Raw genomic sequence first — 15,407 nt, forward strand, 5'->3', positions numbered from 1 at the left:
ATGTCCAGTCCCACCATCCCCAACGCCCCACGGCTGCGGGACCTCTCCGACGCGGAGTTTCGCGAGCAGTACGGTTGCGACCGGTTCAGCGCCACGGTGATCACCAACCGGCTGCGCTACGCGGTCGAACACATGTCGACCGGATTCATGCGTGAGGCGTTCTCGCCCATCATCCGCGACTGGTACGACTTCGCCTGCACCATCAGTGGTCCCGCGAGCAAGGGCTACCCGATGGCCGTGGTCAGCAACAGCCTGGTCGTGTTCCTCGGCACCATGGGCGACGCGGTGCGCAATGCAGTGGAGGAATACGGGCCCGAAAACCTGCGTCCCGGTGACGTGTTGATCTGCAACGACCCCTATCGCGGTGGCAGGCACGTGAACGACGTGGCATTCACCCGACCGGTGTTCGTGGACGGCGAGATCATCTCCTACGTCACCATGTGCGCCCACCAGCTCGACATGGGTGGCACAGTGCCCGGCGGATTCTCGGCCACCAAGGCCAACGTCTACGAGAACGGCCTCGTCATCCCGCCCATGCTGCTCTGGTCGCAGGACCAGCCGGTGCGGTCCACCTTCAGCCTGATCTTCGACAACACCCGCTGGGGCGGCATGTTGCTGCCCGACTTCAAGAGCATCTTCCAGCAGTTGAAGCTGGGGGAGCGGCTGGTGCTGGAGAACATCGACAGGTACGGGCTCGCGGCGTACCTCGGCACGCTGGACTACTCGTGCGACACCTCCGCCGAGCGGATGCGCGACGCGATCGTGTTGGTGCCCGATGGTGACTACGCGGGTTCGGCCCTGATCGATGCCGACGGTCTCGACGACACCATCGACTACACCGTGCGTGTTCTCGTCCGCAAGCGCGGGGAGAACATGGAGATCGACCTGTCGGGCACCTCACCGCAGGCACGCACGTGCATCAACTGTGGCGTCCTCGACGCCAAAACAGCTGTGGGCGTGGCGCTCACGATGCTGCTGGACCCGAAGGTCCCGTTCACCTCGGGTACCTGGCGCAACGTCGACCTCGCCGTGCCGCCGGGGACGATCGTCTCCTCGCTCCCGCCCGACGGCGGCATCATGATGTTCTGGGAGGCCTCGGGCGCCGTCGCGTCTGCGGTGTTCGACGCGCTCAATCCCGTACTCGGACACCAGGGTGTCGGCGGCGACTACGGTTCCACCAACACCCACAACGCCTCCGGCGTGCGGTCCGACGGCACACCGTGGACCTCGGCCACCCAGTGCGGCGGCGAGCACGGACCCTGGGGTGCCACGCAGGCCGGTGACGGTGACAGCTACACGGTGCTGTTCACGCTCAACAACCTCGACCCGGCGACCGAAACCATCGAACGTGACTCGCCGGTTGTGCTGTTGCGCAAGGAACATGCCATCGACACCGGTGGTGCGGGAGTGTTCCGTGGCGGTGCGGCCAATCTCAAAGACGCGCTGTGGCTCACTGCGGGCGCTCACTACCTGTCACCGTTCCGTACCAAGGAAGCCTCGGGAGTGGGTGCCAACGGCGGACAGGCCGGACCCACCGGTGCGATGTGGTTGTTCCCGCCGGGCGAGGACGGCGCGACCCCCGGCCTGCTCGGGACCACAGCGGATGTTTACGCCGACAGCGTGCCCGTCGCGGGCGTGCTCGACCCCGAAACCAAGGCACTGGACCCGGTCGACGGCCGGTACCACTACTTCGCCGCCGAACAGGTCTGGGCAACTCAGCCGAACACCATCCTGCGCTGCCTCACCAACGGCGGTGGCGGATGGGGTGATCCGTTGCAGCGAGACCCCGAACGAGTACTCGCCGACGTGCGCAACGAGTACGTGAGCGTCGCCGGCGCCGCACGCGACTACGGAGTGGTCATCGAAGGCGACCCGCGTTCCGACCCCGAGGGTCTTCGCATCGACCACGAGGCGAGCGCGCAGCTTCGTGCCGGGCGGTCGGCATGACCGCCCGCACGACACCGACGACACAGAGGAGACAGCGATGAAGGGAATCGTGTTCCCCGGCAACGGGACTACGGTCCTGAAAGACTTCCCCGATCCCGAGCCGGGCCACGGTGAGGTCGTGGTGAAGATCCGCGCGTCGGGAATGTGCGGCTCGGATCTGCACTTCTATCACGGCGCCTTCGACTTCGATCGCTCGGTGATCCAGGGCCACGAACCCTGCGGTGAGGTGTACGCGATGGGCGCGGGCGTGGACGCGGCCCAGGCCGCGGTGGGCGATCGCGTGATGATCCACCACTACTTCGGCTGTGGCACCTGCCGTCGCTGTCGCGCGGGCTGGCCGCAGATGTGTGAGACCGCGCCCGGCAAGACGATGGCGGTCCATGTCCACGGCGGACACGCCGCCTTCACCGTGGTCCCGGTCTCCGCGCTGCTGCCGATGCCCGACGGGCTGTCGTTCGAAGCCGGTGCGGCCATCGGGTGCGGCACCGGCACCGCGTGGGGCGCGATCAAACGACTCGGTGAGGTATCGGACACGACCACCGTCGTCATCGGGCAAGGCCCGGTGGGGCTTTCGGCGACCATGTTCGCCGCGTCGATGGGCGCCCGGGTGATCGCGGTCGATGTCGACGACCGCCGTCTGGCCAACAGCGCCCGGTTCGGTGCCGGCCTGGTGGTCAATTCCCGAGAGCGCGACTTGGCCGAGGCGGTCGCCGAGTACACCGGCGGGCGCATGGCCGACGTCGTTCTCGAGACCTCCGGCCGGGCCGGCGACGACGCTCTCGCTGTCCTCGGCACCTTCGGCCGCGCGGTATTCACCGGCCTGCCCGGCGATGTCCAGTTCACGACGCAGGCCGTCTACAAGAAGCAGTGGACGCTCATGACGTCCTGGACCATGTCCTCGATCGAACAGGCGCGCTGCGCTGATTACGTTGTCGCGCACAACCTTCCGGTCGACGAGCTGTACTCGCACACCTGGACCATCGAGCAGGCCGACGAGGCATACCGGTGGTTCGACAAGCAGGACGCAGGCAAGGGCGTCTTCCTGTTCGACTGACCGCCGCGCGTCTTGTGTGATTCGGAGAAAACCATGACAACTGTTACCCACCCCCTGCCCACCTTCGTCGGCAATGCCCAGCGCAACCTGATCGGTGGTCGCTGGGTGCCCGCCGCGTCGGGCGAGACCATCCCCGTCGTCAATCCCGCCACCGGCGCCGAACTCGGCACCATCGCCGCGGGCGGCGCGGCGGACATCGATGCCGCGGTCGCGGCGGCCCGGGCCGCCTTCGACGGTGAATGGAGCCGGTGGACCCCGCATCAGCGGCGCTCGCTGATCCTGCGGGTCCACGACCTCGTCCTCGAGAATTTCGACGAGCTCGCGACCATCGAGACCCTGGACATGGGCGCACCCCTTACCCGGACCCGCGGTCTGCGCGAATGGACCTCGCAGGTACTGCAATTCTTCGCCTCCCAGGTCGACGCGGGCGCGGCCTCGACCCCGCCGAACTCGCTGCCCGGCGACTTCCTGACCCTGCGCTACCGCGAGCCGGTCGGCGTGGTGGGCGGCATCATTCCCTGGAACGGCCCGCTCATCGGCCTGTGGTGGATCTTCGGTCCGGCGCTCGCTACCGGGTGCACCGCCGTGCTCAAGCCCGCTGAAGACGCGTCGCTGTCGGTGCTGCGCGTGGCCGAATTGCTGACCGAAGCCGGTGTGCCCGACGGCGTCGTCAACGTGGTGACCGGCTACGGGAAGGACGCCGGTGCCACCCTGGCCGAGCATCCCGGCGTCGACCGGATCGCATTCACCGGCTCGGTGGGCACCGCGCAGACCATCGTGCGGGCCTCGGCCGGGAACATGAAACGGCTGCAACTCGAGCTCGGCGGCAAGTCACCCGACATCGTCTTCGCCGACGCCGATCTGGACCTTGCCGTGCCGGGCGCGGCGATGGGCGTGTACACCAACAGCGGTCAGGTCTGCGTCGCCGGGACGCGAATCTTCGTCCAGCGCGCGATCCACGACGAATTCGTCTCGCGCATGGCCGAATTCACCCAGACGATTCGCGTGGGTGACGGCCTCGACCCGAACAGCCAATTGGGCCCGCTGATCTCGCAACGACAGCTCGACAGGGTACTGAACTACATCGACATCGGCTCCGGTGAAGCCGAGCTGGTCAGCGGTGGACGGCGTCTGGACGGCGACCGCGCATCGGGCTTCTTCGTCGAACCGACGATATTCGCCTCCGCGACCAACGAGATGACCATCGCCCAGGAGGAGATCTTCGGCCCGGTGGCGACGGTGATCCCCTTCGACGATGTGGACCAGGCGCTGCACCTGGCCAACGCCACCCCGTACGGCCTGGCCGGCGGTGTCTGGACCAGGGATCTCGCCACCGCCCACAAGGTTTCGCGCGGCATCACGGCCGGCACCGTCTGGGTCAACTGCTACGGCGTGCTCGACCCCTCCGTCGGATTCGGCGGCACCAAAATGAGCGGCTACGGCTGGAAGGGCGGGCGCGAACATGTGGAGAGCTACCTCTACCCCAAGGCGGTGTACATGAACCTGGGTTGACCGGCAACGGCGATGATGCATCACGCACGGAGATTGTGACTCGGCACACTATGTGTGATATATAATCTACAAATCTAAATCATCCGGGGCGGGGTTAGAAGGTCGACTATGAAACAGCCGTTCGATTCCAGCGACGAGGTCGCGGCGCGCCCAGCGAGGGGTCGGTCCGTCGGACCCGCGGTGGTCATCGGTACCTCGTTGGAATGGTTCGACTTCTACCTCTACGCCTCGATGGCGGCACTGGTGTTCGGCAAGGTCTTCTTCCCGTCGAGCAATTCCTCGATCAGCACCCTCGCGGCGTTCGCGACCTTCGCGGTCGGCTTCCTGGCCCGTCCGCTCGGTGGCATTCTGTTCGGGATTCTGGGCGACAAGATCGGACGCAAGGCGGTGCTCTCGCTCAGCTTGCTGATCATGGGCATCGCGTCCGGCTTGATCGGACTACTGCCGTCCTATGAGTCGATCGGCATCGCGGCGCCGATCCTGCTGGTGATCCTGCGGATCCTGCAGGGCTTCGGCGCCAGTGCCGAACTGGGCAGCGCCATCGCTGTGGCCTATGAGTACGCCGACGAGAAGACCAGGGGCCGTTTCGGTGCACTGCCGGCGTTAGGTGCGCAGGTCGGCCTACTCGGCGCCTCGCTGGCGGTAACCGGTGTGACCAGCTTCGGAGACGAGTTCCTCTACGACTGGGGTTGGCGTATCCCGTTCGTCGCGAGCTTCGCCGTCGTCGGCGTCGGCTACTGGATCCGACGGAACATGCCGGAGACGCCGGACTTCGAGAGGGTCGCCGCGCAAGCCAAGCAGCGCAAGGGTTTCCAGGTGTTCAAGGATCTGCTGAAGTCCGACTGGCGTGGACTCGCGGTGGTCGCCGCGGTCTACGGTGGCTACGCCGCGATCTCCTACACCTTCAAGACCTTCTCGCTGTCCTACCTCACCCAGTTCCAGGACGTGGCCGCCAACGTCGGCGCCTTCGGCATCACCTTGGCCAGCACGGCGGCGATCGTGATGGTGCCGTTCTTCGGCAGGCTCTGCGACAGGGTGGACCTGCGGCGCGTCATGGTGGGTGGCGCGGTGGGCGTCATGCTGCTGGCGTTTCCCATGTTCTGGGTCCTGAACACCGGTGAGCCCGTGCTCATCTGGGCCCTGCTGATCCTGGCGACCGGTGTGCTCGCGCCGCTGATCATCGTGGCCGCGAGCCCGTTCATGGCGCGACAGTTCCCCACCGAGGTCCGTGCGTCGGGTCTCGGTGCGGGCCGCGAAGTCAGCGGCGCGACGGCAGGCGGGCTGGTCCCGCTGGCCGCACTGGCGATCGTCACCGTCTCGCCCACGCACGCGACCTGGGGTGTCTCGCTGTTGATCATCGGCGCGGCCGTCCTGGTGGTCGTCGGTGTGCTCTTCGATCAGAAGGACCGGGCGCACTCACGGATCGTCGGTAAGGATCCGATGACGGAGGCTGAGGCGTATTGACGATGCCCCTTTACAAAGAGCATTTAGAACATAATGCTGAATGTTCACGGCCTCGCTGGGCATGAAGTGCCCGCGGCCCGGGGCCGATGTGCCGAACCATCGGTAGAGCACGACGGGAGAGGAAGCTCATGGCAACCGACAACATCGAGCACGTCCGAATCAAGGCCCTGGCCTGGGACCTCGCGGCCGACATCTACTATCCGCCAGGGTTCGACGCCGAACAGACATACACCACGATCATCAGCGCCCACCCCACCGGTAGCTGCAAGGAACAGACCTCGGGCAATATCTACGCCACGGCGCTGGCTCGGCAGGGATTCGTCGCGATCGCCTTCGACGCCAGCTTCCAGGGCGACAGTGGCGGCGAACCACGCCTGATCGAAGACCCCGGATTCCGTACCGAGGACTTCAGCTATGTCATCGACTACCTGGTCACCCAGCCATGGGTCGACGAGAACCGCATCGGGGTACTCGCGATTTGCGGCGGCGGCGGCTACGCGGTGAACGCCACCATGACAGAACGACGTATCAAGGCGCTGGGTACCGTCACCGGCGCCAACGTCGGGCGCCGGATGCTCGAGGGGTTCACCGAGTACGACCCGCTCGGCGCGCTCGAGGCGATGGCCGCGCAGCGCACCGCAGAGGCGCGTGGCACGTCCGAGCAGGTCAACGATCTGCTGCCGCCGTCTCCGGAAGCGGCCGCGCAGGCGGGTCTGACCGATATCGATCTGGTCGAGGCGACCGAGTATTACAAGACCGATCGTGGGCGTAAACCCAACGGCCGCACCAGCTTCCTGTTCTCCCGTCAAGCCCGTCTCGTCGGCTGGGACGCGTATACCCGCGCCGAGATCCTGCTCACCCAGCCACTGTGCATCGTGGTCGGCGACAAGCCCGGCGCGTTCGGCGCCTACCGCGACGCCTTCGAGCTCTACCAGCGTGCCGCCTCTGACGACAAGGAACTCGTCGTCTTGGAAGGGGTGTCCCACTACGAGCTCTACGACCAGCCCGAAGCGGTCTCGCAGGCGCTGGACCATCTCATCCCGTTCTTCAAGAAGCACCTCTGAACGGAGATCTACCTCGCAGGTGACGGCCGGGCTCGATGCCCGGCCGTCTCTCTGTCTCGCCGGGCAGACCCCCGTGCCGGTGATTGGCGACCGCGAACGCGGGTATGCGCCTGTCGTACGCAGATAAAGCATTATGCGTAATCATCGACAAGGGTTGGACTGGGGAGACGCACATGGCAAGGATCAAGCTAGAACCGCTCGCGCAGCAGGTGGTTGTCGTAGCTGGTGGATCCAGCGGGATCGGACGGGAGACGGCACTTCGTCTGGCCGCTGCAGGAGCCAAGGTCGTGGTCGCGGCGCGGAACGAGGAAGGCCTCGCGACACTCGTACGTCAGATCGAGGACGCCGGCGGCGAAGCAGTTTACGCGGTCTGTGACGTCAGCGACCGAACTCAGGTCGAGGCCGTTGCCGAACTGGCCGTAGCGACATTCGGTCGCATCAATACCTGGGTCGCGGTGGCCGCGACGGTCGTCTACGCGGATTTCGAGGAGACCACGCCCGAGGAATTCCGTCGGCTCATGGAGGTCAACTTCATGGGGCAGGTGCACGGTTTCCAGGTCGCACTACCGCACCTGCGGCGTGCCGGGGGCGGTGCGCTGGTATCGGTCGGATCGGGTGAGACGGTGATTTCCATGCCGCTCAACAGCGCCTATGCCGCGTCCAAGCACGCGGTGGAAGGGATGATCGATGCGCTGCGGCGCGAGCTGAAAGCCTCCGGGATACCGGTTTCCGTCACCAGTATCAAACCGGCCGCGATCAACACGCTCTTCTTCACCAACGGCCGCAACAAGATGGACGTGAAACCGAAGGGCGCTCCGCCCTTCTACGATCCGTCCGTCGTTGCGGACTGTGTGCTGTTCGCCGCCGCTCACCCGGTGCGCGATCTCTATGCCGGGGGCGCGGCCAAACTTATGAAGGTGACCCAGCACCTCACTCCGAGGGTGGCCGACGCTTTCCTGGCCAAGTTCGGTATTCCGTTGGAGCGCACAGACGAGCCAGCCGGGAACGCCGACGGCAATCTCTACGAGACCAGCGGAGATGCCCGCGTGCAAGGCGATTTCAGCAAGCAAGCCCTCCCTGCCAGTCCCTACACATGGTTGGCGACGCACCCCGCCGTTCGGCGTCTGATCTGGGCCGGTGCCGCGGGTGCGGTGGGAGCAAAGTGGGTCGGAGGGCGCGCGATGCGGCGCGCCTGAGGCACGCGACGGGCCCGTATTCGTTCGGTCCTCAGGCGCGATGACGCTTGTGAGGCGGGTCGACGAAGATGTCGTATTCCAGATCGCCTACGCCACCGTAGGGCGAGAGATCGGTGATGCCCTCGGCGCGCAGCACATCGACGTCGAGGAACGTGTTCCCGGTGACGGTGCGCGCTTCCTTTCTCAAGAGCGCCACGGCGGCATCAGCCATGATTTCTTCGACTGGCTCGGGCAGATTTTTGCGATTCTCGGACTCGGGTTCCTCGTTGCTGCCCTGATCTAGGGCGGGGAGCGGGGCTGGACCGACCCACTGACAATCGTTGCACTGGTGGCGGGCCCCGCGCTGTTGATCGCGTTCATCGCTACGGAATTGCATGTCCGTGCCCCCGTCCTTCCACTGAACATGTTCGGGAACTCGGCCTTCTCCGCATCCATCGCCAACGGATTCGCTTTCCAGTTCGGGGCCTACGGACTGCAGTTCATGATCGCGATCTTCCTGCAGAGCCGATGGGGATACGACGCCCTCGGCGCCGGCCTGTTCTTCGTTCCCTTCGCCGCGCTGTGGACTTTTGCAACCCTCGTCCTGAACAGGCGATGGGCCTACAAAGGAGCACGCTGGTTGCTGATCGCAGGCGCTGTCGTCGCGGCGCTGGCTTCACTGATCTGCCTGGGCGTGAGTGATCGAAGTAGTTGGCCGGTGCTGCTGCTCGGAACCGCTGTCGCAGGATTCGGATGCGGGCTCTTCGGGCCGAGCTGCAATGGAGCGGCAATTTCCTCGGCAGACCCCGACTACGCGGGGCTCGCCTCCGGGGTGTTGAACACTGCCCGCCAGATCGGCATGGCGGTCGGGATCGCCGTCTTGGGACTGTGCCTGGTCCAAACGGACCCAATACTCGGCGCACGGATCGGCATCGCCATAACAGCTGTCGGGTTTGTATCCATCGCTATCTCCGCTTACCGCTATCTCCCCGGGCACCAGAACTGATGGCAGAGACCGGGCACCGCACCGCCAGCAGCGAGGCCAGCGGTCTCGCTCCACGTTCCCCTACCTAGCCAGCGTAAGTCGGGCACTCGGAGGGGCGCCCTACAGATGGCAACGGGTTTCCGCAGTCGGCCCCGGCATGCCACCCGCTCGCGGCTGCACCGTCGCGAGCGGGCTGATGACACAGGGGTCGTCAGGCCGACTGCGGTATTAGTCGTGTTGGAGGTCATTGAGCACGCCGCTTGATCCGATAGTTGTCAGTGACCCGCAGTCCGCTGGCCTTCCGGGATGCGACCTGGTTGCTTGCGTGGCCGGGCGGAGGGAACCGATCGCGCGGCAGCCCGTTCTCGGGATCTGCCAACAGCGGTTCTGTGGCAGGAGTAGATCGGGGCTGTTAGCGTCCAAAGCATGATGCGGTGGGGAAAGTCTGTCGTCGTGCCGAGTGTGAGATCAGTTCCGGGGTGGCTGTACTGTGACTGATCTCTACGAGCAGTGGCGCGAGGTCCGTGAGATCTTGGACCGGGGACGCAGAGCTACTGGGCATTTCGCGATCGCGTCGGTAGACAGCGATGGCGTTCCGAACATCACGCCGGTCGGCACGGTCTTCTTCCGCGAAGATCGTACCGCGTTCTACTTCGACCAGTACACATCGGCGCTTGCGCGCAATCTCGATACGAACCCCCGCGTCTGCCTGATGGCAGTCGATCGTGGCACGTTGTTCTGGTTCCGATCTTTGCTGGTCGGCCGATTCGCTGTGGCCCCCGGCGTGCGGCTCTACGGAACAGCAGGAACTCTCCGTCCGGCAACAGACTCGGAACTCGCACAAGTACGGCGGCGGGTACGTCCGATGCGATTCCTCAAGGGTGGTCGGCTGCTGTGGTCGGACTTCCGCCACGTTCGTGACATCACCTTCACCTGCTCGCGACTTGTGCGCTACCCCATGATGATGGCGAATCTTTCCCAAACTGATTCGGTGCCCTTCCACGATCCTGAGGTTTGACGCTGCCGTCCGGGAACAGCCCCACAAGTTGTACGCACTCTTCTGCCGCTGGGCGTGCGGTCACGAACGTTCGCATCTGCCGATTTGCGCTCGATCACGAGGCCAGGAGTGGCTACCACAGACCGGTCGTTCGCGCCATTGGCCCGTGCCGCGCCGACGCACCTGCGGTGGTGGGTCGGGCTGAACCCGACCGGACCCGCCGCGCCTCGGTGCTCGGCCTGCATATGACTGCACTCGGGCTTGCTTAGCCACACGAACAACCCTGCACCAGCGCCCGCGATCGACCTGCGGAAGGCGCCGATGACTTGATGCCCATGACCATTTTGGCAGTGAAACTGATCCACGCCGGTGGCGGTCACGGCAAAACCCGTCTGGCCGACCAATCGATCCCCTTCGGGCGCGCGGCAGTAACAGCCACGCAGGAAGTTCACCACGACGTCGCGTTCAGGCATTGCTGTTCTGCCCCTAGTCGGTCATTGTCGCTCCATGGAGCTCACACGACGAAACATCCTGCACAACAACAGGACTTGCCGCTACGTACCTGATCCTGCGGGAGCTCTGAGGGTAGGTCTTCGGTCACCAGTCGATAACCTGCGGGCCGTTGAGTTGCGTGCACACATCGTCGGTCTGCGCGGTCTCGTACAACAAGGCCACGAATGCACGCATCCGGGCGCTCGTGCCCGCCTTCGGCCAGATAGCCGCGAACCTGATCGGATGCTCCTCCTCGACCGGGATCCAGGTGACACCGGGGCTGCCGGCATGGGTGGCCGCACCGACGCTGGCCAGGGAGACACCGGCGCCCGCGGCGACGAGGAAGGGTATCTCCTGCCAGGAGATAGCGGCATGGCCGTGGGGAATCCGACGGCCGGTCGGGGTAAAGCGCGGAAAGTGGTAGTCGAGCCAATGTTGTGGGGCCACGCCGCCGATAGTCAGCAAGGTGGTGTCCGCGAGATCTTCCAGGGACACCGAGGTGCGGCGGGCGAGTGGATGGCCACTCGGTACCAGCAGAGCTCGGTTGGAGAAGAAAAGCTCCGGGCCCACAGTGAGATCGGGCTCGTCCACGGGTAGCTCGGTGACCTGGAAATGCACCTGCTGGTTGCGCAGCGGGCTGTACGGGTCGGAGAGCTGGATCTCCTGAATCCTGAATTCGCAGTATCCGACTCGGGGCCGCCGCCAGGATTGATTCTGTTCCCATCTAACCGACCGAGAACGGTGCCGATACGGCCGCCGATCGATTCGAACTCATCTCCGAACGAAATGAATCGCACTATGCGCTTAGTTCCATGGTTGTTCCTTTCCCACGTCGAGATTCCGGTCAGATCAGGGGCGTACGTGCTACCGCGGCGGCCATTTCTCGATAGCCGGCATCGTTGGGGTGCTTGTGGTCTCCGCTGTCGAATGCGGGGTTGAGACCTTCGGGATCGCCGGGGTTGGCGAGGACGCGGTACGTCTCCACGGAAAGGTCTTCGTTGTGACCGGTGACTCGGCGGGTATCGGCGCCGCCACCACGCGCGTACTCGCCGCCGAAGGGGCATTTGTCGTCGGGGTGGCACGGACAGCCGCCGCGATCACCGACCGCAGTGCGGGTATCGAGGGAATCGCGGTAGACGTGACCGACCCCGACGCACCCGCACGCATCGTCGACGCCGCCCTGGAACGCCACGGGCGACTCGACGGGCTGGTGAACAATGTCGGCGGATTGTGCTCGCGTGCAGGCTTTCTCGACGTGAGCGGCGAGCAATGGCGGCAGAGCTTCGAGCTCAACTTCCACTCGGCGGTGAGCATGACCAGAGCAGCGCTCCCGGTGCTACTCGAGCACAGGCCCGCGAGCATTGTGCATATCGCCAGCGAGGTCGCGCGGCTACCAGACACGCCGATCATCGATTATGCCGCAGCCAAGACCGCATTGTTGGCAGTCTCCAAGGCGCTGGCTGCGGATTTCGGGCCGCGCGGAGTACGCTCCAACATCGTCTCGCCCGGACCGATTCGCACGGCATTGTTCGACGCTCCAGGAGGTTTCGCCGAGCAACTCGCCGAACGCTTCGGGCTGCCGGCCGAAGAAGCCGTCGACCATTTCGTTCGCAATGTGCGTCGACTACCGAGTGGCCGCATCGGCACGGCTGACGACGTCGCTCGCGTTGTCGCGTACCTACTGTCGCCACTGGCCGGGCAGGTCACCGGCGCCGAATGGGCCGTCGATGGCGGAGCCCTCTGCCAGCTCTGACACCGCTGGACTGGTCACCACACTCCGTGAATCACCTACAGCGGATAGCTTCGACAACCAGCCACGCGCTCAAATGCACAGGGCGTCGTTTCTATTGTCGATCTAACCCCGCCGTGCGCACCATCGAAGCAGCGAAACGGACTGGCGCGTTGCACGACGGGTCGGTTCTTTCCGCCCAGTTGGGCGGTGCGCGCGCGTTACCGGGCTGTTAGCGCGCCGCGGCGTGGGTGGCAAGGACAGTCTGCCGATCTCCGTTACACGGCTGGACCCATTCGCCGGGCACTTCGATCCATACCCAATAGCCGCGGCGACGGCAGGCACGATAATTTGATGTCGGCATCAGCCATCGCAAGTCCGTTCGAGCAGGTCCCGCCAGGACACGTCGGTCTTCACTGACCCGACCCGGCCGGCCATAGTCAACCGTGCCGGCATCGGACCTGTGGCCCTACTCCTGTCGTGCGCTCACCCTGTGTGTTGGCAAGTGTCCTGGCCCGCAAGCGATCCAATCAGACGACGGCAGAAGCGACGTGCGCTTGACAGGTACAGGATGGGCCAATCAGCGCCTAGGAATCAGCGACGGTTCGTCACATCGTGTGAATTGACTGGCGTCCAGACGAAAAATCAGGTTTCATGGACTGCGGAAGAGCCGTTGACAGGGATCACAGGAGTCTGTCATGTCATCTTCCAATCAACCCTCTTCGCCGAATCCGGCCAACCGCCCGGTCGAGCGTGATGATGGTGTCGACCCCGACGCAGTCCGCGTCGTCGGCCCTCGAGACCTACCCGTTCTCAATGCTGCTGCAGCAGATGCACTTTTGCGGCCGCTGCAGCGAATCCCGCGTTCAGAGCCAGCCCTCAGTCAGTTGGCAACTCCGGCAGAAGCCGCGAAGTACCTGCGAACTTCCGTCGGAAAGCTCGCCAATGACCGGCACCACGGCGTCGGGCCCTCCTATGTGAAGTACGGCCGCAGGGTCCTGTATCCGTGGGACGCTCTACGCGCCTTCATAGAAGAGCGCACGGTCGGCGATGACTAGTACCACTCGCAGACTCCGTAGCCAACTTACAGCTATCTTTATGGGCTTTCATGTTCGTCCTGGTCTTCCTACGCTCTCGCTGGACGTCATAGCTGATGGCGAGCCCGATCGCGCCGAAGCGACCACGTGGCCGGGAGGTCGGTGAAGTATGCCGCAGATTGAGCTGGAACCTGGAGTCCCAGGGAAGTTCAGCGAGCCGAAGTGGAACCCCGCGCGCCGACATTTTCAGATTCACTGTCTGGTGGGCGAGCCGTATGGGAAACCGTCGAAGCTGCACGCCTCGGGGAATAGCAAACCGAAAGCCCGCGCGAATCTGAAGAGACGCGTCGCCGGATGGAAGCCAAGAGTCGAATCGCTCGGTGCGTACAGCTCGAATGTGACTGTCGAGGAACTGTGCCAAGCCTGGCTTCACCGCTATGAGCGCGACGCGACGAAACGCCCCCAGAACGCCAAACACTATCGTCGGGAGATCAACCCTGCGACCAAGGGCCGAGGCGACAAAGACAAGATCACGATTTCGGGTTCGGTGCTGGGCAAGATGAAGGCATTGAACGTCAGGCCATTCCACGTCCGCATTCACCTAGAGCAGATGAACGGAACCGCGTACAAGAAGAACAGGCAGAAGTCGATCCTGCGCAACGCGTTCCAGTTGTTGATCGACGACGGCCTCCGAGATGACAATCCGGTGAACAGCGTAGCGGGTAACGGTGGCGCCCGCACGAAGGCAACCGACCGCGCACGCGGTCGGAACCCCGTCAACCCGTACTTTCCTGCCGAGCCGCAGCCGTTCAGCAGGAACGAGATGAACCAGTATTGGGAGGCAGAGCGTGACTACTTCCCTCGTCCCAACGCTAGCCGTTGGTTCGAGCAGCGATACATGGACTTCACGCTCCTCGCGTACGAACTAGCTGCGCGTCCCAGCGAAGCGCTTGCTGTGCGGCTGGACGAGGACGTCGACTACGACCGGTGCGAGGTCACGATTGCAGGAACAATTATCGATTCTGAGCTGCGCGTACATCAGGTCAGGAGCATTGTCGAGCAGTACAACCTCCAGGACGGTGAGATCGTCTACCCACGGGGCTGGCCAGATTTTGACGACGAGGACGTGGTGTGCGTCGCGTATCGGCAGCCGTTCACCAAGACTGCGAAGTCGATGCGAACGATTAGAGCTGGCCCCGCATGCATGGCGATGTTGCGGCGCCGGAGGATCGGCGCGAGGCCTGGACATCGACTGGTTATCCCGTCGCGCACGGGAAAGGTAGTGCGGTCGGAGCGGATGTCGTTGACCTGGAGCAAAGTCGTGAAGGGAACCGGCCTGCAATGGTCCACTCCCAGGACACTGCGCTCCACACGCGCGACCCGGGTAGCGGAAAAGTACGACCTGCCGGCTGCTCGGCTGATCCTCGGGCACGAGGTGGATTCTCCTGTAACAGCACGGCACTACGTTCCTGACGCGCGCCGGGTTGTCGATCTGGCTGATGCGCGATGATGGCCGGTTATGCCTGCTGACCCGCTCAAGACGTCCACAAAACGGGCACGGGACGGCATCCGACAGCAGTAATAGCAGGTCAGACCAAGTAAGGAGCTGGAGCGAGCTACCACGAGCCGATCCTGCACCGGCGTCGTCGTGAGTTCAAGGCCGCGCAGAAGTAGTGGTGTCGAGTGCATGAAAAGTAGCTCATAGCAGCTCTTTTCGCTTGCGGCCCCGCCTCGGAGATCTCCGAGGCGGGGCCGCTGCCGTCACCGGACATCATCTTGGTTACCGGGTCGTCTGCCTCGAAACGGTCAGTGAAGCCCATGTCCGGCACGGGCCCGGCTGGGACCGGTCGGGGTGCCGAGCATCTGGTAGTAAGAAGTATAGATATTCGCATCTGAATATGTTTGCAACTCACGACACGGCGGAGAGGCGCGGCTGTGGGCTGTGAGGCAA

General features: G+C 64.4%; 14 protein-coding genes. 12 read left to right on the top strand and 2 right to left on the bottom strand.

The genetic code is table 11. The features are described from left to right. The 9 genes from ACFVVI_RS07840 (at nt 1) to ACFVVI_RS07880 (ending at nt 10,219) form a co-directional block, all read left to right on the top strand. Complete coding sequence (locus ACFVVI_RS07840; protein ID WP_387444176.1) at nt 1-1,947, top strand: hydantoinase B/oxoprolinase family protein; 1,947 nt, start codon at nt 1-3, stop codon at nt 1,945-1,947. 37 nt (nt 1,948-1,984) lie between these two features. Further along, complete coding sequence (locus ACFVVI_RS07845; protein ID WP_387444178.1) at nt 1,985-3,001, top strand: alcohol dehydrogenase catalytic domain-containing protein; 1,017 nt, start codon at nt 1,985-1,987, stop codon at nt 2,999-3,001. A gap of 33 nt (nt 3,002-3,034) precedes the next feature. Then, a complete protein-coding gene (locus ACFVVI_RS07850; protein WP_387444180.1) occupies nt 3,035-4,513 on the top strand; it encodes an aldehyde dehydrogenase family protein in 1,479 nt (492 codons plus the stop codon). Between the two features lie 108 nt (nt 4,514-4,621). After that, nucleotides 4,622-5,977: an MFS transporter gene (locus ACFVVI_RS07855; protein WP_387444182.1), complete on the top strand. Its 1,356-nt coding sequence runs from the start codon at nt 4,622-4,624 to the stop codon at nt 5,975-5,977. Between the two features lie 128 nt (nt 5,978-6,105). Then, a complete protein-coding gene (locus tag ACFVVI_RS07860; protein WP_387444184.1) occupies nt 6,106-7,041 on the top strand; it encodes an alpha/beta hydrolase in 936 nt (311 codons plus the stop codon). A 173-nt stretch (nt 7,042-7,214) separates the two neighbouring features. Continuing rightward, nucleotides 7,215-8,237: an SDR family oxidoreductase gene (locus tag ACFVVI_RS07865; protein ID WP_387444186.1), complete on the top strand. Its 1,023-nt coding sequence runs from the start codon at nt 7,215-7,217 to the stop codon at nt 8,235-8,237. Between the two features lie 40 nt (nt 8,238-8,277). Next, the gene (locus ACFVVI_RS07870) at nt 8,278-8,520 is read left to right on the top strand and encodes a hypothetical protein (RefSeq protein WP_387444188.1); all 243 of its coding nucleotides are present in this window, start codon (nt 8,278-8,280) and stop codon (nt 8,518-8,520) included. Between the two features lie 45 nt (nt 8,521-8,565). Next, on the top strand, nt 8,566-9,222 hold the full coding sequence (locus ACFVVI_RS07875) for an MFS transporter (protein WP_387444190.1): 657 nt from the start codon (nt 8,566-8,568) through the stop codon (nt 9,220-9,222). Between the two features lie 511 nt (nt 9,223-9,733). Next, complete coding sequence (locus ACFVVI_RS07880; protein ID WP_387444192.1) at nt 9,734-10,219, top strand: pyridoxamine 5'-phosphate oxidase family protein; 486 nt, start codon at nt 9,734-9,736, stop codon at nt 10,217-10,219. 576 nt (nt 10,220-10,795) lie between these two features. Here the strand turns inward: ACFVVI_RS07880 and ACFVVI_RS07885 are convergent. After that, nucleotides 10,796-11,455 (bottom strand): LysR family transcriptional regulator substrate-binding protein, encoded by a 660-nt coding sequence (locus ACFVVI_RS07885; RefSeq protein ID WP_387444494.1) that lies wholly within the window; start codon nt 11,453-11,455, stop codon nt 10,796-10,798. Nucleotides 11,456-11,534: 79 nt separating this feature from the next. Further along, nucleotides 11,535-11,675 carry a hypothetical protein gene (locus tag ACFVVI_RS07890; RefSeq protein WP_387444194.1) on the bottom strand — a complete coding sequence of 47 codons (141 nt, stop codon included), beginning with the start codon at nt 11,673-11,675 and terminating at the stop codon, nt 11,535-11,537. A 15-nt stretch (nt 11,676-11,690) separates the two neighbouring features. Between ACFVVI_RS07890 and ACFVVI_RS07895 the strand changes: the two genes are divergently transcribed. From ACFVVI_RS07895 to ACFVVI_RS07905, 3 genes are all read left to right on the top strand, one after another. Continuing rightward, entirely contained in the window at nt 11,691-12,443 is a 753-nt protein-coding gene (locus ACFVVI_RS07895; RefSeq protein WP_387444196.1) for an SDR family NAD(P)-dependent oxidoreductase, read from the top strand. Between the two features lie 674 nt (nt 12,444-13,117). After that, the gene (locus ACFVVI_RS07900; RefSeq protein ID WP_387444198.1) at nt 13,118-13,477 is read left to right on the top strand and encodes a helix-turn-helix domain-containing protein; all 360 of its coding nucleotides are present in this window, start codon (nt 13,118-13,120) and stop codon (nt 13,475-13,477) included. A 148-nt stretch (nt 13,478-13,625) separates the two neighbouring features. Continuing rightward, the gene (locus ACFVVI_RS07905) at nt 13,626-14,966 is read left to right on the top strand and encodes a tyrosine-type recombinase/integrase (protein WP_387444200.1); all 1,341 of its coding nucleotides are present in this window, start codon (nt 13,626-13,628) and stop codon (nt 14,964-14,966) included. Nucleotides 14,967-15,407: the final 441 nt, after the last annotated feature.

This window comes from Nocardia sp. NPDC058114, assembly GCF_042884695.1.
In the GTDB taxonomy this organism is placed as follows: Bacteria; Actinomycetota; Actinomycetes; order Mycobacteriales; family Mycobacteriaceae; genus Nocardia.

Bases quoted from the DNA above. Each gene is read 5' to 3' on its own strand.
- ACFVVI_RS07865 (WP_387444186.1), top strand. From the start codon at position 7,215: ATGGCAAGGATCAAGCTAGAACCGCTCGCGCAGCAGGTGGTTGTCGTA.
- ACFVVI_RS07850 (WP_387444180.1), top strand. From the start codon at position 3,035: ATGACAACTGTTACCCACCCCCTGCCCACCTTCGTCGGCAATGCCCAG.
- ACFVVI_RS07900 (WP_387444198.1), top strand. From the start codon at position 13,118: ATGTCATCTTCCAATCAACCCTCTTCGCCGAATCCGGCCAACCGCCCG.
- ACFVVI_RS07870 (WP_387444188.1), top strand. From the start codon at position 8,278: ATGACGCTTGTGAGGCGGGTCGACGAAGATGTCGTATTCCAGATCGCC.
- ACFVVI_RS07840 (WP_387444176.1), top strand. From the start codon at position 1: ATGTCCAGTCCCACCATCCCCAACGCCCCACGGCTGCGGGACCTCTCC.
- ACFVVI_RS07860 (WP_387444184.1), top strand. From the start codon at position 6,106: ATGGCAACCGACAACATCGAGCACGTCCGAATCAAGGCCCTGGCCTGG.
- ACFVVI_RS07845 (WP_387444178.1), top strand. From the start codon at position 1,985: ATGAAGGGAATCGTGTTCCCCGGCAACGGGACTACGGTCCTGAAAGAC.
- ACFVVI_RS07905 (WP_387444200.1), top strand. From the start codon at position 13,626: ATGCCGCAGATTGAGCTGGAACCTGGAGTCCCAGGGAAGTTCAGCGAG.
- ACFVVI_RS07855 (WP_387444182.1), top strand. From the start codon at position 4,622: ATGAAACAGCCGTTCGATTCCAGCGACGAGGTCGCGGCGCGCCCAGCG.